The organism is Hydrogenovibrio kuenenii DSM 12350 (assembly GCF_000526715.1).
Classification (GTDB): Bacteria; Pseudomonadota; Gammaproteobacteria; order Thiomicrospirales; family Thiomicrospiraceae; genus Hydrogenovibrio; species Hydrogenovibrio kuenenii.
The window spans coordinates 398440-418258 of sequence record NZ_JAGP01000001.1 but is presented as its reverse complement, the minus strand read 5'-3'; the positions used below and the strand labels follow the sequence as shown (position 1 = coordinate 418258).

The window sequence follows — 19819 nt, the reverse complement described above, 5'->3', positions numbered from 1 at the left end:
GCTTAGCCCTCCATTTGGCGATCAATAGCATCACTGAAAATTTCTAGACCCGACATTAAGTCTTCTTCAGGAATAGTCAAAGGTGGAATCAACTTAAGCACAGCACCGCCTACGCCGCATGGCCCAAACAGCATTCCATGCTCAAAACAATCTCCGGCAATAGCTTTGGCCAATGCCCCATCGCTGACATCCAATGCTTGCATCATGCCCTTTCCTCGAACACTGAAACCTTTTCCGGCATATTTTTCAGCTATTCCCTCTAGATGCTTGGCCATAATGTCACCTTTATGCAGGGTTTCCATCATCAGCGCATCATTTTCGAAATAACGCAGTGCTTCGCGACCAGCGACAAAGGAAATATTTTGCCCACGGAAAGTGCCGGTATGTTCTCCCGGCTGCCAATGCTTGTCATGCTCCGGCTTCACCAAATTCATTGCCATGGGCGTGCCTAGTCCGCCAATACCCTTGGCCAACGTAATAATGTCCGGATCAATGCCGCTACCTTCAAAACTAAAGTAAGTACCAGTACGGCCACAGCCAGATTGAATATCATCTACAATCAGCAGCGCGCCTAGGTCTTTTGCCAGTTGCTGTAAAGCCTGTAGCCATTCATTGCTGGCAAGGTTAACACCGCCTTCGGCCTGCAATACCTCAACAATAAATGCAGCCGGTTTTTCAACGCCACCCGAGGTGTTTTCATACAAAGCGCGTAACACTTCCAACCCTTCAAGACCACCGCCTTTATTGGTATCGAAAGGCCAATGCATCACATCATCCAGTGCTGTTCCAGCTGCATTTCGAAAATATTCGTTTGCAGTACAGGCCAAGGCACCCAGAGTCATGCCATGAAATCCCTGACTGAACGCTACTACCTGGCTTCGTCCAGTTACACGACGCGCCAATTTCAATGCCGCTTCCACCGCATTGGTACCTGTCGGCCCCATAAACTGCAATTTATAATCCATGTTTCGCGGCTGCAAAATGGTTTCCACAAAGGCCTGAATAAACTCCCGCTTCGGCGGTGTCATCATATCTAGCGTATGCACGACTCCTCCCGATTGCAGATAGTCAACCACGGCTTCGATCATACGCGGATTGTTGTGCCCGAAATTCAACACCCCCGCTCCCGCATAAAAATCGATATAAGTTTTCCCTGCTTCATCCACCTGTCGAGCATTGTCGCCTTTGACAAACACCGCAGGATAGATACGACTATAGGCCCGAATCTCTGATTCATAGCTCTCAAACCAGTCCATACTATCCTCCTGTTTACACTAACCAATAAAAACTGGATACTTTATGCTTTCGGCAGGTTCAACCCTACCAAACGCACAAACACCTTCATCACCCTTTCCACCAAACGATCATTAAATTGATAGTTTGGGCTGTGGCAGGGGTAACCGAAATCTTCTCCCTGCCTTTCAGACATGCCGATCAAGGCGAAAGCCCCCGGCACCTTTTGAAGGTAATAACTAAAATCCTCCGAGGCCATAATCGGCAACAACAAATCGGTACGATCAAATCCTTCGCCCAGTTCAGCTTTCAACGCATCGCGATAATATTGCGCCTCTGCCAGATGATTCACCGTGGCATCGTAACGTGGACGAATCTCTACCTGCGCTTCGACACCATAGGTCTTTGCTGTGTCCTCGCAAATTTGAACAATTGACTCATTGATTTGTTCACGCCACCGCGGGTCGGAAATACGGATACCGCCTTCCAATCGCACAGTTTCGGGAATAATGGTTGGGTTGCCATCCGCGATTAAAGACGTCACGCTGACTACGGCAGCAGCCTGTGGCGGTAAACGACGACTAACGATTTGTTGGAGATTTAAAGTGATGGCGGCAGCGGCCAATACCGGATCACGTGCCGCTTCCGGCTGAGATGCATGCCCACCCTGACCGGTAATATCGACATGAAAAGTACCATTGCCCGACATCACCGGCCCGTCTGGGCAAACTGCGATACCAAATGGCAAGGCTGGCCAGTTATGCCAGCCGAAGATACTATCTACACCTTCCAGTGCACCGTCTTCGATCATGGCTTTGGCACCATGCCCGCCTTCTTCGGCAGGCTGAAAAATCAACGAGACGGGGCCGGAAAGCTCGGATTCGTGTTGCTTCAACCAGTAGGCCGTGCCCAGTAAAGCCGCCATATGACCATCATGACCACAAGCATGCATCTTACCGAGATCGGTAGAACAATATTCAACGGAGGTTTTTTCAAGAATGGGTAGCGCGTCCATATCAGCGCGCAAACCGAGGTGACATCCTTTGGCATTAGGCGCCAAAGTTGCAACACAACCATGGGTGGCACAAGTCTTCCAGTCAATTTGCCAGGCATCTAGGCATTGACGAATCTTATCTGCCGTATTGGTTTCCTGCCACGTCAACTCTGGGTGACGATGAAACCAATGACGCAAATCGACGGCTTGTTGAACTGCTTTATTCCAGCCGATCACACTTCCCCTTTAACTTTGAGTATAGGGAGACTGTTAGCTGTTAAGTCTAGGAGTACCGCTGATTGTCGTAGCTTATTTTGTTGTTAGTATCGCTTTTACAGCCTCGACGCTAAACAGTGAACTCTATATAAATTGAAGAACTTACGGTTTTCATCATAGCACTGTCATTAAAACAAAAACCAGTCAATTTGCGAAAAAAGTCGTAAAAAGACCATTTCATCCGCTCAAAATGTAGACATATTTCTGGTCGCAAAAGACATGAAAATGGTGCCTCCTCTGTGACTTGAACACAGGACCTACCGATTATGAGTCGGGTGCTCTAACCAACTGAGCTAAGGAGGCGAATCTAGAAAGGAATTTTGAAAACTGCTAAGCAGATATTTAGGGTGCCTATTATATTCATATCAATAGACACCGCAAAATTTTTTGACGTTTTTAATCTAAGAAGCTTTTTAGGCGTTCTGCACGACTTGGATGACGTAGCTTACGCAGTGCTTTAGCTTCTATTTGACGAATACGCTCACGCGTTACATCAAACTGTTTACCAACTTCTTCCAACGTATGATCAGTGTTCATTCCTAAACCAAAACGCATTCTTAGTACTTTGGCTTCACGAGGTGTAAGCGTACTTAGCATTTCACGAACGGTTTCACCCATACCTTCTAAATCTGCAGAATCCTGCGGAGAAAGAATATTGGAGTCTTCGATAAAATCTCCTAGTGATGAATCTTCATCATCCCCAACAGGCGTTTCCATAGAAATTGGTTCTTTAGCGATCTTCATCACTTTGCGAACTTTATCTTCCGGCATTTCCATTTCTTCAGCCAGTTCTTCAGGAGTAGGTTCTCTACCCATTTTTTGTAGTAACTGACGTTGGATACGATTCAATTTATTGATAGTTTCAATCATATGAACCGGAATACGGATCGTTCTTGCTTGGTCAGCAATTGAACGCGTAATTGCCTGACGAATCCACCAAGTAGCATAGGTTGAGAATTTGTAACCACGACGGTACTCGAACTTCTCTACCGCTTTCATCAAACCAATGTTACCTTCCTGAATCAAGTCAAGGAATTGCAAACCACGGTTGGTGTATTTTTTGGCAATGGAAATAACCAAACGCAAGTTTGCTTCGATCATTTCACGCTTAGCAACACGTGCTTGGCTTTCAGATTTACTTAGGGTTTTATAAGTATCTTTGTAAACATTGATTGGCATCTTTTCTGATTTTTCAATCATAGCAAGACGTTTCTGAGCGCGCTTAATATCAGCACGAGATGCTTCAAGCTGCTCTGCCTTTTCTGGGAAAGCTTCAATCAAACGATCAACCATTGTATAGTCGGTTTCAGACCCTACAAAAGTTTTAAGGAATTTTGGACGAGGCACACCAATTTCACGCATAACCAAGTTAACAACATTACGTTCTTGTTCACGAATTGACGCGATACGAAGCTTAATGCCCTTAATGTTGCGGTTAACAAAAACTGGAGATAATTTTACAGAGCCCATCATCTCAACAAGTTCAGCGCGTTTCGCAACGGCTTTTTTGTCACTGTAGCCATGCTTTTCTTCTAGACTCAGTACTTTGTCATTAAGCTTTGTTAGATCAGATAAAAATTGATCCAACTCTTCTTGGTTAATCCCATCTTCTTTAGGTTCACCAGAATCACTGTCAGGCGACAACTCTTCAACAGGGATATCAATCAAATCGGCAGGGCGAATAAAACCTTGGATCAGGTCGGCAATTTTACCTTCCCCTTCGTCAATTTTAGCGAAGGAGGTTAATAACGATGATGCTGTAGCTGGGTATAAAGACATCGCCGCCAACATACTGCGAAGGCCGTTTTCGATCCGCTTGGCAATTTCTACTTCGCCTTGACGTGTCAATAGTTCAACAGAACCCATTTCACGCATATACATACGGACTGGGTCAGTTGTACGACCAAACTCAGCATCCACTTCGGCTAGAGCCAAAATTGCTGCTTCTGCCGCAGCATCATCGAAGGTTTCACCTTCTTTGGTCAGCAACTCATCTGCATCAGGTGCAGAGTCGAATAATTGAATACCGAAGTCACGCAGGATAGTTAAGACTTGACCTAATTGGTCTTCTTCAATATCATCCGGCAAAACATCGTTTACATCAGAAAAAGTCAGATAACCTAACTCTTTTGCTCTTTCAATCAAATCGATTAATTGCTGCTTTCTTTCTACTCTAGTCATGTTTGCCTCAATGATGTTGCGCCAAGCCTTGCTCTACCCGAAAAAACAAGACCGTGAATTATACTAAAAAATTCTTAAATAATTTGATTTTTTATTATCTATACAGGTGATAACGCCTTAATTTTGCAACGAAATGTGTAAATTATATGTAATGACGCTTGCAAAATATTCAACCCTTGAACAACGAATTACCTTATTTTTTTATCGATTTTTGTAATTCGAACCACGCTTCCAAAGCTCCCATATCTTCCGTATTCGTTGACACAGTCTTCTTCAATGCCGTTTCGCTGGTAAGGTCATAAGTGATTTGCATGGCAATCTGCTCGTGTAGCGATTGCAAAAATGCATCATCATTATCTAAGGGTATCGCCCGAATTTGTTCTAACACTTTCATTCTTTTGGGATCAGAAAACCAGGTCTCCCAAGGTTCTAGTAAATAACCATTTTCTTTAAGCATTACCAATGCTCGTGCAAAAAACCGATACTCTGCATTTTCCGAGCCACCTAACAACTCTAAAAACTCAGCATCAAAAACACCCGCCCAACTTGGGCGCTTAAACAAGACCGCAAACATCTGCAAGATAATGCTCTTAGCCTTCAAGCTTATTGGCTCAGTGGATTTACGTTCATTAAACTTTTGTGTGGAAGCAATTCTCAATCCCATAATCTGACCCAAGCGCCAAACTGGTAAATCAACTCTTTCCGATAATACCTTGGTCAGTAAATCGGGCATAGCACCTTGCGCTTGTGCAATATAGGGTTTTGAAACGGAAATTAATTGTTGTTGTCCTTCAATGGTCGAAATCGGCATAGAAAGCTTTGACTGAAGACCGTTAAACAAAAACTCGGAAACGGACATGCCTCGTGCTACCCTTTTCTGAAAACCTTCAACGCCTTCTTTTCTAACGGTAGAATCCGGATCTTCACCTTGATCGAGGAATAAAAACTTCACCGTTCGGGTATCTGTTAACAAAGGCAAAGCTAACTCTAATGCTTTCCAAGCAGCTTTTTTACCAGCCTCATCTCCGTCAAAACAAAAAACCACATCATCGACCTGACGAAACAAAATATCCAAATGCTCTACGGTAATTGCAGTACCTAAAGTGGCCACTGCATTACGAATACCAAATTGCGCTAAGGCCACGACATCCATATAACCTTCAACCACAAGCACATGATTGAACGATTGACGTGATTGACGCATTTCATACAAACCGTACAAGGTATAGGTTTTATGAAAAATAGAGGTTTCAGGTGAGTTGAGATACTTAGGCTGATCTTCTGGATTGATTATACGACCACCGAAGGCAATCACTCGCCCTCGACCATCACGAATCGGAAACATAATACGATTGCGGAAACGGTCGTAAACGCGACCATTGTCTTTTTGCACCAACATTCCAGTTTCAATTAACTGAGACTTTAAGGTTTCATCTGCATGTAACCCTGACATCAAATTATCCCAACCATCTGGTGCGTAACCAATAACAAACTCCTTAGCGATTTCGGATGTTAACCCTCGATCTTTTAAGTATGCTTTGGCTTGCTCTGATTGAGCGTGTGATCTAAGTTGTGAACGGTAGTATTTTGCAACTGCAAAGGTCACATCATACAAATCTTTGGTTTTTTTCTGCTCGGCTTGCTGCGTGGGAGACAACTTTTCTCTAGGCACTTCCATACCACTCATCGAAGCAAGCTGCTCTACTGCCTCAACAAATGACAAGCCATCATATTCCATTAGAAACTTTAAGGCATCACCACTCGCACCACAGCCAAAACAATGATAGAACTGTTTTTGTGGATTAACATTAAAGGAAGGTGTTTTTTCACTATGAAATGGACAACAGGCTTTGTAAGTCGCACCGGCTTTTTTTAAAGGCACACGCTGATTAATCACCTGCACAATATCACTACGTGCAAGCAAGTCCTCTATAAACGAACGCGGAATACTACCTTTATTTGATTGAGCCATCAGATTGTCTCATGCACACCTTATCCACAGAAAAATACACAGCCCCTAAAACGCAAAAAACCCGCCAGTTTTCACTGACGGGTTTTCGAAATAAATCAAAATGTCTTACTAAAGATTAGGCAAGCTTGGCTTTAATTAACTTACTCACTTCTGCCATATCAGCGCGACCTTGCATCTTAGGCTTTAGCAACCCCATGACTTTTCCCATATCCTGCATTGAAGCAGCGCCAGATTGCGCAACCGCTTCATCAATAAGCCCTGAAATTTCTTCTTCTGTCAAAGGGCTCGGCAAGAATTCTTGAATCACAGTCATCTCATAAGCTTCTTGCTCGGCAAGCTCAGGACGACCTGCGTCCGTGTATTGCTGATGAGAATCACGGCGCTGCTTAAGCATTTTATCTAGGATCGATAAAACTTCCGCATCATCTTCTATTGTAGTTTGTCCATCGATTTCAACTTGCTTAATCGCAGCAAGCATCGAACGGATAACCGCAAGGCGCTCTTTTTCTTTAGCCTTCATTGCCACCTTCATTTCTGAAGTTAGGCTGGCTTTGATTTCATTCGACATTAAATTTAACTTTTAACTATTTAAAGATAAATCTTAGTATAAACGTGTTGTACGACGAGTTTCACGAGACAAACGCTTTGCAAGACGCTTAACTGCAGCAGCTTTCATACGCTTCTTAGCCCAAGTTGGCTTTTCGTAGAATTCACGCTTACGTGATTCAGTCAATACACCTGCTTTTTCGCAAGCACGCTTGAAACGACGTAGTGCAACGTCAAATGGTTCTGTATCTCTAACTTTTACGCTTGGCATAATAATCTCTTTTTACAAATTCTTGATTTTGACTTTACAAAAGGCATAACCCTGAAAGTCAGGAAAACGCGAATTATAAATTTATGCGAACCGTTTTGCAAATGAATTTCACGAAAAACTGAGGGAATTTCAAGCAAATATCTAAATTCGCTGCTTGGAAGGTTCGCATTTGGTAAAATCCATTTTATTTTCATGCGTATCACATTAACCAGATACCAACTATAACACTTAATTAACACCGAGTTTTTCTATCCGCTAATTATGCAAACACTTCTTACTTTAGGCATCGAAAGTTCTTGTGACGAAACCGGTGTTGCACTATACCATTCTGAAAAAGGGCTACTGGCTCATACTTTATATAGTCAAGTTAAACTCCATGCAGAATATGGCGGCGTTGTGCCAGAGCTTGCTTCTCGTGACCATATCCGCAAGCTTCTACCTTTGATTCACCAAACACTTGAAACCGCTCAAGTCTCTTCGAAAGAAATCACAGGTATAGGTTACACAGCAGGCCCGGGGCTTATGGGCGCGTTACTTTCCGGTGCCGCCGTTGCCAGAAGCCTTGCTTATGCTTGGCAAATCCCAGCGGTAGGTGTACACCATATGGAAGGTCACCTTCTCGCCCCTATGCTAGAAGAGACTCAACCGGAATTTCCGTTTGTTTGCCTACTGATTTCCGGTGGCCATAGCATGATTATTCGCGTAGATGGCATTGGGCGTTACAAGTTATTGGGTGACACGCTTGATGATGCCGCTGGCGAAGCCTTTGACAAAACCGCAAAAATGCTTGGTTTAGGTTATCCAGGTGGTCCTGAGGTTTCCAAACTTGCTACTCAGGGTGAAACGGGACGTTATATTTTCCCAAGACCAATGGTGGATCGTCCTGGTTTAGACATGAGCTTTAGTGGACTAAAAACCTTTACCCTTAACACGTGGTTGGCTGCACAAAAGCAAAATGATAATAGTCAACAAACCAAAGCGGATATTTGCCGCGCCTTTGAAATTTCCGTTGCAGAAACACTGGCTATTAAATGTAAACGTGCTTTAGAGCAAGAAAGTTTAAATCGATTGGTGGTGTCAGGTGGCGTCAGCGCAAATCGAGAAATTCGTCTAAAACTGGATGCTTTGATGGCAAAACGCAAAGGCGAAACCTTCTACCCTCGACTGGAATTTTGTACGGATAATGGTGCGATGATTGCCTATGCTGCATCCAAAAGATTGGAAGCCGGTGAACATAACGATTTGAATTTCGCTTGTCGTCCAAGATGGAACTTAGAAGAGTTGTCTGCAATTTAACGCAACGACCCAGCCTGGCAGATTTCCATCAAACGAAGCACTCGTCGCCCGAAGGGGTAAGGCGAGAAAATCTGCCAGGCTGGGGTAACTCAAAAAACTAACTTTCTTCTTTTCTAATCAGACGCATGATATTGGTACGGTGACGCCAATATAAAATAATGGTCATGATCATCGTAACCGCTACCCACGAAGGCTCACCCGATAAGAAATGAATATAAAGCGGTGCCAGCAAGGTTGCAACCAAGGCAGAGATAGAAGATATTTTCAGCACCTTGGCGATAAACAACCAAGTACCTGCAACAGCTAACCCAATCGGCAACGACAAACCAAACATCACACCCAACATGGTCGCCACACCTTTTCCACCTTTAAAGCCGAAAAATACCGGATACAAATGTCCGATAAAAGCAGCAAATCCGGCAGAAATAACCAGCGCCGGAGACATACCCATAACATTTAAAATCGCAACCGGAATAAGACCTTTTAATAAATCTCCTGCAAGCGTAATTGCAGCCGGCTTGTTGCCATAAAGACGCTTAACATTTGTCGCCCCCGGATTCCCCGAACCGCCTTCTCTCGGATCATCCAATCCCATTAATTTACACACAATAATGGCGGATGAAAGTGATCCTAATAAATAAGACCCCGCTAGAATCGTAATATCTAAAATTGGTAAATCCATAATCATTCTCATTTTTGACTTGGCGATATTTTAGTCTCTTTGTGAGATAATTGCTTTGTTTTTGAAATTGATATTCGACACAAGAGAGCACTATGCAACAAGACATTATCTTTATTAAAGGCCTTGCCGTTAATGCGGTCATCGGTGTTTTCGACTGGGAAAAAGAGATTAAACAACCTCTCGTGTTTGACATAGATCTTTATACAGATCTTAAGCAAGCAAGTGAATCGGATAATTTACAAGATACGGTTTGTTATAAAACCGTTAGTGATGATGTTATTGCTTTAACGGAAGCTTCTCGATTTGATTTGATTGAATCTTTAGCAGAACAAGTTTGTGAGCATGTCCTTTCTACTCAACCAGGTGTAAAAGCATTAAAACTCACCTTAAACAAACCTGATGCAGTGCCCGCCGCACAATCCGTTGGCTTAAACATTTATCGTCAGCGATAGATTGTTATTATTCAGTGCCAATGCGGCGCTGCGCCACTTCGCGAATTAAAGGAACTACTTTTTCCATATTGACACAAGCCTGATATTCACTAATTTTATCTAGTGCTTGGTAGTCATCTTGAAACTGGTTACGGTTTTGACGAGATAGGTTTTTCACAATTTTTTGAAACAAGCCTTCTCCTCCCGCAAGTCTCGCAAGCGTTACTAGCTGCTCTGGCAACATTCTCAATGCAATTTGCTGAATAATTTGATCCTCAGCATTGATAAGCTTATTAGCCAACTCGCGATAAATTTTTAACTTTCTCTGTATCGCCTGTTGCTCAATATCAGAACCCTGGCTCAAGCGTTTACTAATAACTTGACTGAGACTCGTTACTGCTTCCTTAGACAACTCAAAAGTCACATAGCCAATATCCACATGGTACTCGCCAGTTTTGGTTCTCTTTGCTGAAATTTCCACTCTTAATCCTCTACAAGCTCAGTTCTTTATATGTAACGCTCTTCACCCGGTTGAACCTGAATGACGCCATCACCATCAAACTCAAACATTTTTCCAATCACTCTTCTGATAGAAGTTTTCGCATCTTCATGTGTCGGCATCGGCGTTCTCTGCAAATCGGCCTCTAATTGCTTGGCAAGAATCCCGCCCGTATTTGACAAAACTTTTTGTGTTAACTCAGCGTTATTAGCAATCAACAACAAACGTGACAAATCTTCATTTGCTATGGATCTAAGCAGGGTTTGCAAATCTGCCGAACTAAGTACCAACAGTCTCTCAGCCAAATGAATATAGCTTTTCAATACAGAATGCTCTTGGCCAGACTCTAACGCCTGCAAATGTTCTAATGCGATATTTAACAACTCCACAGAAAAACGATCCAAACGAACTGTTGTATGACCAACGTGCACTTGCCATTCATTTTCATGCAGTTTTTTAATACCTAGTTTCATGCCATTGCCTTTTTTAAGCGCCTGTTTTCTTTCTTCTATTTCAAAATATTGTGAAATTTATACTATGTAATCTCTAAGCAAATTAACTGCCAAAAAACCTTATTTTAGGCTGAGATGTGACTATAATAAGCAAAATTTCCATTTTTTTGCTATATCCACATCCAAAGAATGCCATCATGAAGCCAAAACATTCCTTACCAACGCCTAGCCAAGAGGCACAGCTTCATAGTGAAAAGCTCAGTCAGCGTATCCAACAACAGTTAAAACGAAAAGGCCGCTTAACCTTTGCAGAATTTATGCAAATGGTGCTTTACACCCCTAACCTCGGCTACTATGCAAACAGCCTGCCAAAAATTGGTGCGCACGGTGATTTTATTACCGCACCGGAAATATCCCCTTTGTTTTCCCAGTGCGTTGCCCGCCAAGCAATACAAGTACTCAAAACACTTGAGCACCCCAGCCTGGTAGAATTTGGTGCTGGTCGCGGCGTGATGGCAAAAAATATTCTGCTGGAGCTGGATGCTCAAGAACAAGCGATTGAACACTATTACATTCTTGAGCTCAGCGCAGATTTACAGCAGGTACAAAAAGAAACCCTGCAAACTTTGCCAGCTCATTTGTTTGAAAAAGTAGTTTGGCTCAATTCTTTACCTGAAGAACCACTTGAAGCGGTATTTATTGCCAATGAAGTGTTGGATGCCATGCCTGTTGAACGCCTAAAGCTTGAACCACAACAAACGTCTCAAGCCATGGTTATTTACAATGAGACCAAGCAGCAGTTTGAATGGGACTACATTCCTATCACTGATCGCCTGCTACAAAGATTTAGCAATGGCATTTTGAATTTTATTGGCAACCCTAGCCCAGACGGCTATGAAACCGAAATCAACCTCAATATTCGTCCTTGGTTAAAATCCGTTTTTGAAGCTATGGATAAAGGCTTATTGCTATTAATTGACTATGGTTATAGCCGCAAAGAATATTATCAACCAGCTCGCGTCATGGGCACACTACGTTGCCACTACCAACATCTGGCGCATAGCAATCCATTTTTCTACCCTGGATTACAAGACATCACCGCCCATGTCGATTTTACTGCAGTGGCGGAGTCTGGCTTTGATGTAGGTTTCAAAATTGCCGGTTTCTCAACCCAAGCGCACTTTTTAATGAGCAGTGGACTATTAGAACTATCGACTACTCAATCTGACGACATTACAGAATCATTAAAAATTGCGCAGCAAATCAAAACACTCACCCTACCGGATGAAATGGGCGAAACCTTTAAAGTCATTGCCCTCACCAAGAAAACTGACATCCCTCTTATGGGCTTTCAATTAAGAGATTTACGACACCAACTTTAATTCAAAGAGGACTAAACATGGATTTACTTCAAGCCGCCATTTTAGGCATTATCGAAGGGTTAACCGAGTTCTTACCGATTTCATCAACTGGACATCTGATTGTCGTCAGCGACTGGTTGGGCTTACAACAAACAGATCAAAACAAAGCGTTTGAAGTCATTATTCAGTTTGCGGCTATTTTGGCCGTGATCTCCCATTACAAAGAGAAGTTCAGTAGCGAACACGCCAGACTTTGGGGTAATGTTATTATCGCCTTTATTCCGATTGGGGCAATCGGCCTTCTTTTTCATCATCAAATCGCAGCGATGTTTACTATCCAAACCGTTGCTTGGATGTTTATTATCGGCGGGGTTGTTTTCTTAATCTTAGAACGCCTTTATACCGAAGGCACACACCGCACACACAACATTGAAGACTTAACAATCAGCCAAGCATTTTGGATTGGTATCGCACAGGTTTTTGCTTTGATTCCAGGTACTAGCCGCGCAGGAGCTTCTATTGTCGGCGGCATGATAGTTGGCCTAGACCGCAAAACATCGGCTGAATTTTCATTTTTACTGGCATTGCCAGTGTTAGCAGCAGCGTCCGGTCTGGACTTTGTAAAACACTATTCTGAATTTGCCAGTACCAGTTGGATGCCATTATTGGTTGGATTTGTTGTCGCCTTCGTTGTTGCCTACCTAACAATGGCGGTGTTTATTCGTTTCTTGGAACGTTTTACCTTTAATGCCTTTGGCATTTACCGTATTCTATTTGGTATTATCTTGTTGATCTTATTCGTCTAACCCCTACCGCAAGGAGGAGCCATGAAACTTTACAGCGCCGAACAAAGTCAGCAGCTGGACAGATTGGCAATAGCTTCAGGCAATTTTCCCGGCATCCTCCTTATGAAACGTGCGGCCTATCGTGCGTTTCAAACACTACGACAACATTGGCCACAAGCGAAAAAACTCTACATCCTTTGCGGCACTGGCAATAATGGTGGTGATGGCTTAGCATTAGCGCAGTACGCCATCCTAGAAGGCTTAGAAGTAGATATTGCCCTTGTTGGCAATAGCGACCATTTCAAACCAGATGCTCAGCAAGTTTTTTCAGAACTCACGCAACTTGGCGTCATCTCTCAAAATTTTTCCTCTGCAAAACTTGAAGAAGCCGACTTGGTAGTTGATGCTTTATTGGGTATCGGCTTGAATAAAGATATAGAAGGCAAATTGTCTGACATTATCAACCAAGTAAGCCAAGCGCATAAACCGATACTGGCATTAGACATTCCCACCGGCATCAATGCCACAACAGGGCAAATTCATGGCTGCGCGATTCGCGCGAATGTCACTATCAGTTTTATCACTCATAAACTTGGACTCTATACCGGTTTAGGTGCTGACCATATCGGTAAAAAAGTAATAGACGACTTAAACCTCCCCGCTACTTTGTTTGAACAGATACCCAGCCTGGCAGATTTTCATGATTTAGCTTACTGGCAGAACAAAATGCCTAAGCGTTCGATTGCTGCACATAAAGGATCTAGCGGCACCAGCTTACTAATTGGAGGCAACCACTCTATGGCTGGTGCAATCCAGCTGGCCGCCACTGCAGCTTTACGCGCAGGTTCAGGGTTGGTTAAAGTCATTTCACAACCAGGACACTTGCAAACATTAACCGAGCAACAACCTGAACTCATGACCTACCCAACCAAACAGTTAGAGATGCTTTTAACTCAAGTCAACGCCATTGCAATTGGCCCTGGGCTAGGCGAAGACAACTGGGCACAAAAGCTTTTCCAACAAACACTACAACACTCTATGCAGTCCCCAACACCATTAGTTATGGATGCAGATGCTTTAAAACTCTTGGCACAAAACCCACAACAACGACCAACAAAACCTAATTGGGTATTAACACCTCACCCAGGTGAAGCAGCACAAATGCTGGGCTGTTCAACGCAAGAAGTTCAAAGTGACCGCCTAGCGGCTATCCGAAAATTACATGAAATGTATGGTGGTGTGATTGTATTGAAAGGCAATGGCAGCTTGATTTTTGATGGTGAACAAATGGAGTTGTGCCCACTGGGCAATGCAGGTATGGCCGTTGGCGGCATGGGAGATGTGTTAACTGGCATGATAACCAGCTACCTGGCGCAAGGCTCAGGACAAGGTATGACACTAATGGATGCGGCTTGTTTGGGTGTTTATCAACATGCCGCTATTGCCGACCAAGTTATTGAGAACAGAAGCCTGACCAGCTTAATCCCGTCAGATATTATTGACGGGCTTTAAAACTGAGTTTTAAGCTTAGTTTCAAAGCTTTATTTCGGCATAAAATCCACAAGATTTTTTAGATCTTCAAACAAGGCTTCTTGAGAGTCAGAAATAATATTAATATGGCCTAGTTTTCGCCCCGCTCTTTCCCCTTTATCGTAAAGGTGTAAATGCGCGTTTGGCATTTTCAATACAGTTTCCACTGGCCCGGTTTCACCGATGATATTGACCATGGCTGCAATCTCCTGACGAGGTTTAGTGCTACCCAGAGGCAACCCAGAAATGGCGCGAATATGGTTTTCAAACTGACTTGTTTCAGCCCCTTCAATCGTCCAATGCCCAGAGTTATGTACACGAGGCGCCATTTCATTGGCAACCAAACCATCCAGCGTTTCGAACAATTCCAGCGTTAGCACACCAACATGATCCAGTTCATCAAGCAGCTTTTGCATATACGTTTCCGCTTGCTGTTGAATTTCTGCGCTGATTTGTTGTGCTGGTGCAATGGTGTAACGAAGAATGCCGTCCTGATGCACGTTTTGCACCAACGGATAATAAACATGTTCATTGTCAGCATTGCGCACGGCAATAATCGACAACTCTCGACTGAAGTCAACAAACCCTTCTAAAATCAATTCGCGATTACCGATAGTTTGCCAAGCCTGTTCGATTTGATCAGCCTCTTTAATCACAAACTGACCTTTACCGTCATAACCTTCTGTTGTGGTCTTTAAAACTGCAGGCAGTCCAATTTCTTCTACCGCAATTTTTAAGTTCTCTAGAGAATCAACCACCTGATAACGGGCACAAGGGATTTCCAACTGATCAAACATGCCTTTTTCTCGACCACGGTGTTGAGACACAAACAAAGACTTTTCACCTGGATAAACCGGCGTATGCTCAGCAATGGCTCGCACCTGTTCAACTGAAGTGTTTTCACTTTCATAAGTCACTACATCTGCAAACTTAGTCAAAGCCTCGACGGAAGTCGTATCATCCGAAGTATGGAAAAACATATGCCCCAATAAAGCTGAAGGCTCTTCGCCATTCATACCATAAAAACCGAATTTTTGGCCAAGCGGATAACCTGCAATCGCCATCATTCTGCCTAACTGACCAGCACCAAGTACACCGATTTTTTTTGTTATAGGGGTCATTCTGTCTCCTTGAAACACAGAAAAGTTTGTCTAAAAAAGCTAAGAATTAAGTATTAAAGGCTACTAACTAAAAAGCCACTTAAAGAGCGCATTTTACTCTAAAAGTGGCTTTTGTTATAGACTGACGGAATAACCGTTCAGAAATTAAACGCGAGGGTCAAAATTCTCTAAAACGATTTTTGTCTGCTCTTCGCGAAAAGCGCGTAGCGCCTCTCTAACTTGCGGCAAGTCGTTAGCAACGATTTGTGATGCGAGAATCCCCGCATTTTTTGCGCCGGCATCACCAATTGCCAAAGTACCGACTGGAATCCCACCTGGCATTTGTACAATAGACAACAAAGAATCTTTACCACTCAAAGCACGAGATTGCACAGGCACACCCAATACTGGGACAAGCGTTTTCGCGGCAACCATTCCAGGTAAGTGCGCTGCGCCACCTGCCCCAGCAACAATCACTTTCAGGCCTCTGGCTTCAGCTTGCTCCGCATACTCAAACATTAAATCAGGTGTTCGATGAGCTGAAACAACTTTTACTTCAAAAGGTACACCAAAGGTCTCAAGCATTTCTACCGTATGTTGCATGGTAGGCCAATCTGATTTGGACCCCATAATCACGCCAACCAACGGGCTAACAGATGCGTTTGTTTCAATATGACTGGACGACATTTCTCGACCCTTCCTAAATGTTTTTTGGAAAAAAGGGAGCTATTCTACAGACCTAAAACAAAAAATCAAGAATATCAAACTTAAGTCATTGACTCTACACGAAAATACCATTAAAAATTCAGCTAACAATCTATGGAACTGTTGTCAGCTTTACCTAGATATCAAAGCAAATTAATCTTCAATATAGTCACGTGAATCAATCACGAAATACTGATTACCACCCGCAGATTTCGCACCTTTTTTAGCCTTGGTTGCAATAGAAGACAGCTTCTGGGTATGGTCAAAAATATCAGGGTGAACAAGCAACACCCCCAAAGATAAAGTCATCATTGGGTAAAACTGACTTTCTCCATCACGATCTAATGCTCGAATACCACCTCTATTGCGATCTTCTTCAGTGTAAAAACTTTGGGAAACCATATAGAACTCATCCAGAACCCTGTTAGAAACCATTTCGTAATCTTCTTCCGTAACAATCACAAAGTCATCACCACCGATATGACCAACAAAGCCTTCTTTACCTGTCATAACAGATTCCAAAACATTGGCAATGGCACTAATTACCTGATCACCTTGCTCAAAACTATAACAATCGTTGTAAGCTTTAAAGTGATCTACATCGACATAAATCACTTTAAAAGCCATATTGCCATTTAAGTACTGTTGAATCTTATTTTGAATCGGTACATTTCCTGGCAAACCAGACAAAGGGTTGGCATATTTAGCACTACGAATCTTGAGATCTGTCATCACCTTCAGCAAATCCATAAAGCTACCGCAACCACCATACTTACCAGATTGCGTAATAATAAAGGCTGATTTATCCTGCTCGCCCATTTCAGTAATGTCATTACTGACATCAACCAAAGGTGTTTTAACATCATATACCAGTGGTTCATCCATGAATTTTCGAATCGCTTTACGTGCGTGTAAATTGCGACCATATTGTGTTGCCAATACATTCATTAAAGTATGGCGCCACACCATACCGATTGGTTGGCCTTTATCCACCACTGGAACAAAGGAAATGTCAGGATTATTCAATAAAAATTCTGACACTTCATAAACCGTTTCGCTTGGCTCAACCCATTTATAGTGTTTATTAATAACTTTAACCGTTTCATTATCGTTGACAGTAACCTGACGTTTATCAGGCCACTTATATGCCAAAGACAAGGTTGGTAAAGCTGACGGGCGCTTAAGCAAAAAACCCTGCACAAAATCGACACCTAATTTTTCTAGGATATGAAGTTCCTGCTCAGTTTCCACGCCTTCAGCAATAACTTTCGTCCCCAACCCTTTTGCCAAGATAAGGATAGTTTCCATAAAACGGTATTTATCCGCTTGCGTATCAATATTGGAAATAAAATGCTTATCGATTTTGACATAATCAGGTTTTACTGCCGACCATAACTTCAAGCCGTTATACCCAGAACCTAGGTCGTCTATCGCGACTTTAAATCCCATTGACCGATAGTGATTCAATGCCGTTAGGAAAATCTCACAATCATCAATTGGCTGTAATTCAGTAATTTCAATCACCACCTGACTCAAGTCCAACTGACTTTGAGCTAACAATTCTAGCGTTTTTCCGGAACGGTGATTCTTATCCAGCAACGAACTGACCGTAACGTTTATAAATACCTTGGCTTGGTTTTGGTGAAAGCTACTGGCTGAAACAAAATTACGAATGGCGACGTTTCTTGCCAGCACATCCATCTGCAACAAACAGCCCTGCTCCATAGCAAGACCAAACAAATTAATCGGTGAATAAAGAGGAGAATTTTCGGGACCACGCGTCAAGCATTCAAAAGCATACACGCTACGTTTTTTTAAATTTACAATCGGTTGAAAAAGCGTACTAATATTTTCTTGCTGAAAAATAGCCAACAACTCTCTGCCTAAAGGGCTAACAGCTAACTTGGCCTGAGTTTCTTCACACAATAAGGCTTCCGACATCCCGAGGTCTCCATAGACAGTTGTAAACGCGGTATCTTACTGAGCTACTATTCAGGTTTTTATGACGTTGAAATGACATTTTTATTACAGGCCAAGTAAAAATAACCAGCACCGCTCAACAATTATCTTAATTCAGTGTCTCTTATAAAAAGTAAGGTTAAATTTCAGAAAAAATTTGCATAATCATTGAATTTTCAAGACAATACGCACCATAGCGCCGATTTGATGAATCAGCTTGCGGGCGCATTAAAAGTACGGCTAAAGCGAGGAACCTCTACTTATTCCCTTCGCCTTGATTTCCGTACCTCACTTTTGAATCCACTGAATGAGGAACAAACATCATGACAACAACAGTATTTACTTCAGAATCCGTTTCAGAAGGTCATCCAGACAAAATCGCGGATCAAATTTCCGATGCGATGCTAGATGCTATTTTGAAGCAAGACCCTCGTGCGCGTGTTGCTTGCGAAACTTTCGTTAAAACCGGTATGGTTATTTTAGGTGGTGAAATCACGACTGAAGCTTGGGTTGATCAGGAAGACTTGGTACGCAAAGTCGTTAACGACATCGGTTATAACCACGGTGACCTTGGTTTTGATGGTTCTACTTGTGCCGTTTTAAGTTCTATCGGTAAACAGTCGCCAGAGATTGCTATGGGGGTTGATGAATCTACTGAACACGAACAAGGCGCGGGTGACCAAGGTTTAATGTTTGGTTATGCATCTAATGAAACCGATGTATTAATGCCTGCACCGATTTTCTATGCACATCGTTTGATGGAAAAACAAGCTGAGTTGAGAAAGAACGGTGTGTTGAGCTGGTTACGTCCTGATGCGAAAAGCCAGGTGACTTTACGTTATGAAAACGGTCAACCTGTTGCGATCGATGCAGTCGTTCTTTCAACTCAACACAGCCCGGACATAGCCAATAAAGATTTACATGAAGCGGTGATGGAAGAAATCATCAAGCCTGTTTTACCGGCAGAATGGTTGCATGCTGGTACGCAATATCACATCAACCCAACGGGGCGTTTTGTCATCGGTGGGCCTGTTGGTGATGCTGGTTTGACGGGGCGTAAAATCATTGTAGATACCTACGGCGGTATGGCTCGTCACGGTGGTGGTGCTTTCTCTGGAAAAGACCCTTCAAAAGTGGATCGTTCTGCTGCTTATGCCGGGCGTTATGTTGCGAAAAATGTGGTTGCCGCCGGTTTGGCAGATAAATGCGAAATCCAAGTTTCTTATGCGATTGGTGTGGCAGAGCCGACCTCTATCAGCATCGAAACTTTCGGCACTGAAAAGATTGCGGTATCCACCATTGAAAAATTGGTTCGTGAGCATTTTGACTTGAGACCTAAAGGTCTAATTGCCATGCTGGATTTATATCGTCCAATTTACCAAAAGACAGCAGCTTACGGTCATTTTGGCCGTGAACTACCAGAATTTACCTGGGAAAAAACCGACAAGGCTGAAGCTTTGAGAGCAGACGCCGGTTTATAATCAGAACAAGTCTGACAAAACCTAACGCCAGCCACTTTAAGCTGGCGTTGCACAAAGAACTAAAA

Annotated in this window: 18 protein-coding genes and 1 tRNA gene; 6 read left to right on the top strand and 13 right to left on the bottom strand. The window is 43.0% G+C overall.

Annotated features, from left to right (window positions below; genetic code table 11):
• Positions 1–2: 2 nt before the first annotated feature.
• The 7 genes from N745_RS0101915 to rpsU form a co-directional block, all read right to left on the bottom strand.
• Complete coding sequence (locus N745_RS0101915; protein WP_024850454.1) at positions 3–1256, bottom strand: aspartate aminotransferase family protein; 1254 nt, start codon at positions 1254–1256, stop codon at positions 3–5.
• 41 nt (positions 1257–1297) lie between these two features.
• Positions 1298–2464, bottom strand: a complete 1167-nt coding sequence (doeB2, locus tag N745_RS0101910; protein ID WP_322785923.1) for a N(2)-acetyl-L-2,4-diaminobutanoate deacetylase DoeB2 — start codon at positions 2462–2464, stop codon at positions 1298–1300.
• A gap of 265 nt (positions 2465–2729) precedes the next feature.
• Positions 2730–2806: transfer RNA gene (locus N745_RS0101905), tRNA-Ile, on the bottom strand.
• Between the two features lie 93 nt (positions 2807–2899).
• Positions 2900–4684 carry an RNA polymerase sigma factor RpoD gene (gene rpoD, locus N745_RS0101900; RefSeq protein ID WP_024850452.1) on the bottom strand — a complete coding sequence of 595 codons (1785 nt, stop codon included), beginning with the start codon at positions 4682–4684 and terminating at the stop codon, positions 2900–2902.
• Positions 4685–4877: 193 nt separating this feature from the next.
• Positions 4878–6656 carry a DNA primase gene (dnaG, locus tag N745_RS0101895; RefSeq protein ID WP_024850451.1) on the bottom strand — a complete coding sequence of 593 codons (1779 nt, stop codon included), beginning with the start codon at positions 6654–6656 and terminating at the stop codon, positions 4878–4880.
• A 115-nt stretch (positions 6657–6771) separates the two neighbouring features.
• Entirely contained in the window at positions 6772–7224 is a 453-nt protein-coding gene (locus N745_RS0101890; protein WP_024850450.1) for a GatB/YqeY domain-containing protein, read from the bottom strand.
• 33 nt (positions 7225–7257) lie between these two features.
• Entirely contained in the window at positions 7258–7473 is a 216-nt protein-coding gene (rpsU, locus tag N745_RS0101885) for a 30S ribosomal protein S21 (RefSeq protein WP_024850449.1), read from the bottom strand.
• 261 nt (positions 7474–7734) lie between these two features.
• On the opposite strand from rpsU, the gene tsaD reads away from it, so the two are divergent.
• The gene (gene tsaD / locus N745_RS0101880; RefSeq protein WP_024850448.1) at positions 7735–8769 is read left to right on the top strand and encodes a tRNA (adenosine(37)-N6)-threonylcarbamoyltransferase complex transferase subunit TsaD; all 1035 of its coding nucleotides are present in this window, start codon (positions 7735–7737) and stop codon (positions 8767–8769) included.
• A gap of 97 nt (positions 8770–8866) precedes the next feature.
• Here tsaD and plsY read toward each other — a convergent pair whose 3' ends face one another.
• Positions 8867–9451, bottom strand: coding sequence for a glycerol-3-phosphate 1-O-acyltransferase PlsY (gene plsY / locus N745_RS11565; protein WP_407636465.1), 585 nt, complete (start codon positions 9449–9451; stop codon positions 8867–8869).
• Between the two features lie 92 nt (positions 9452–9543).
• Here plsY and folB point away from each other — a divergent pair, with 92 nt between their 5' ends.
• Complete coding sequence (gene folB, locus N745_RS0101870) at positions 9544–9903, top strand: dihydroneopterin aldolase (RefSeq protein ID WP_024850447.1); 360 nt, start codon at positions 9544–9546, stop codon at positions 9901–9903.
• A 7-nt stretch (positions 9904–9910) separates the two neighbouring features.
• On the opposite strand, the gene N745_RS0101865 is transcribed toward folB, so the two are convergent.
• Together N745_RS0101865 and N745_RS0101860 are read right to left on the bottom strand one after the other, a co-directional pair.
• On the bottom strand, positions 9911–10363 hold the full coding sequence (locus N745_RS0101865; RefSeq protein WP_024850446.1) for a FliG C-terminal domain-containing protein: 453 nt from the start codon (positions 10361–10363) through the stop codon (positions 9911–9913).
• A 26-nt stretch (positions 10364–10389) separates the two neighbouring features.
• Positions 10390–10854, bottom strand: coding sequence for a FliG C-terminal domain-containing protein (locus N745_RS0101860; protein WP_024850445.1), 465 nt, complete (start codon positions 10852–10854; stop codon positions 10390–10392).
• A gap of 176 nt (positions 10855–11030) precedes the next feature.
• Between N745_RS0101860 and N745_RS0101855 the strand changes: the two genes are divergently transcribed.
• From N745_RS0101855 to N745_RS0101845, 3 genes are read left to right on the top strand one after another with little or no spacing between them, the layout of a single operon-like run.
• Positions 11031–12215: a class I SAM-dependent methyltransferase gene (locus N745_RS0101855; protein WP_024850444.1), complete on the top strand. Its 1185-nt coding sequence runs from the start codon at positions 11031–11033 to the stop codon at positions 12213–12215.
• Positions 12216–12232: 17 nt separating this feature from the next.
• Positions 12233–13000: an undecaprenyl-diphosphate phosphatase gene (locus tag N745_RS0101850; RefSeq protein WP_024850443.1), complete on the top strand. Its 768-nt coding sequence runs from the start codon at positions 12233–12235 to the stop codon at positions 12998–13000.
• Positions 13001–13021: 21 nt separating this feature from the next.
• On the top strand, positions 13022–14491 hold the full coding sequence (locus N745_RS0101845; RefSeq protein ID WP_024850442.1) for a bifunctional ADP-dependent NAD(P)H-hydrate dehydratase/NAD(P)H-hydrate epimerase: 1470 nt from the start codon (positions 13022–13024) through the stop codon (positions 14489–14491).
• Between the two features lie 29 nt (positions 14492–14520).
• Here the strand turns inward: N745_RS0101845 and N745_RS0101840 are convergent, their stop codons facing one another.
• From N745_RS0101840 to N745_RS0101830, 3 genes are all read right to left on the bottom strand, one after another.
• Positions 14521–15630: a 5-(carboxyamino)imidazole ribonucleotide synthase gene (locus N745_RS0101840; RefSeq protein ID WP_024850441.1), complete on the bottom strand. Its 1110-nt coding sequence runs from the start codon at positions 15628–15630 to the stop codon at positions 14521–14523.
• A gap of 144 nt (positions 15631–15774) precedes the next feature.
• Complete coding sequence (gene purE, locus N745_RS0101835) at positions 15775–16296, bottom strand: 5-(carboxyamino)imidazole ribonucleotide mutase (RefSeq protein WP_024850440.1); 522 nt, start codon at positions 16294–16296, stop codon at positions 15775–15777.
• 171 nt (positions 16297–16467) lie between these two features.
• Positions 16468–18255, bottom strand: coding sequence for a GGDEF domain-containing protein (locus N745_RS0101830; RefSeq protein WP_024850439.1), 1788 nt, complete (start codon positions 18253–18255; stop codon positions 16468–16470).
• Positions 18256–18596: 341 nt separating this feature from the next.
• Between N745_RS0101830 and metK the strand changes: the two genes are divergently transcribed.
• The gene (gene metK, locus N745_RS0101825; protein WP_024850438.1) at positions 18597–19754 is read left to right on the top strand and encodes a methionine adenosyltransferase; all 1158 of its coding nucleotides are present in this window, start codon (positions 18597–18599) and stop codon (positions 19752–19754) included.
• Positions 19755–19819 lie beyond the last annotated feature (65 nt).

Bases quoted from the DNA above. Each gene is read 5' to 3' on its own strand.
- N745_RS0101915 (WP_024850454.1), bottom strand. From the start codon at position 1,256: ATGGACTGGTTTGAGAGCTATGAATCAGAGATTCGGGCCTATAGTCGT.
- rpoD (WP_024850452.1), bottom strand. From the start codon at position 4,684: ATGACTAGAGTAGAAAGAAAGCAGCAATTAATCGATTTGATTGAAAGA.
- dnaG (WP_024850451.1), bottom strand. From the start codon at position 6,656: ATGGCTCAATCAAATAAAGGTAGTATTCCGCGTTCGTTTATAGAGGAC.
- N745_RS0101890 (WP_024850450.1), bottom strand. From the start codon at position 7,224: ATGTCGAATGAAATCAAAGCCAGCCTAACTTCAGAAATGAAGGTGGCA.
- rpsU (WP_024850449.1), bottom strand. From the start codon at position 7,473: ATGCCAAGCGTAAAAGTTAGAGATACAGAACCATTTGACGTTGCACTA.
- tsaD (WP_024850448.1), top strand. From the start codon at position 7,735: ATGCAAACACTTCTTACTTTAGGCATCGAAAGTTCTTGTGACGAAACC.
- plsY (WP_407636465.1), bottom strand. From the start codon at position 9,451: ATGGATTTACCAATTTTAGATATTACGATTCTAGCGGGGTCTTATTTA.
- folB (WP_024850447.1), top strand. From the start codon at position 9,544: ATGCAACAAGACATTATCTTTATTAAAGGCCTTGCCGTTAATGCGGTC.
- N745_RS0101860 (WP_024850445.1), bottom strand. From the start codon at position 10,854: ATGAAACTAGGTATTAAAAAACTGCATGAAAATGAATGGCAAGTGCAC.
- N745_RS0101855 (WP_024850444.1), top strand. From the start codon at position 11,031: ATGAAGCCAAAACATTCCTTACCAACGCCTAGCCAAGAGGCACAGCTT.
- N745_RS0101850 (WP_024850443.1), top strand. From the start codon at position 12,233: ATGGATTTACTTCAAGCCGCCATTTTAGGCATTATCGAAGGGTTAACC.
- N745_RS0101845 (WP_024850442.1), top strand. From the start codon at position 13,022: ATGAAACTTTACAGCGCCGAACAAAGTCAGCAGCTGGACAGATTGGCA.
- N745_RS0101840 (WP_024850441.1), bottom strand. From the start codon at position 15,630: ATGACCCCTATAACAAAAAAAATCGGTGTACTTGGTGCTGGTCAGTTA.
- purE (WP_024850440.1), bottom strand. From the start codon at position 16,296: ATGTCGTCCAGTCATATTGAAACAAACGCATCTGTTAGCCCGTTGGTT.
- N745_RS0101830 (WP_024850439.1), bottom strand. From the start codon at position 18,255: ATGTCGGAAGCCTTATTGTGTGAAGAAACTCAGGCCAAGTTAGCTGTT.
- metK (WP_024850438.1), top strand. From the start codon at position 18,597: ATGACAACAACAGTATTTACTTCAGAATCCGTTTCAGAAGGTCATCCA.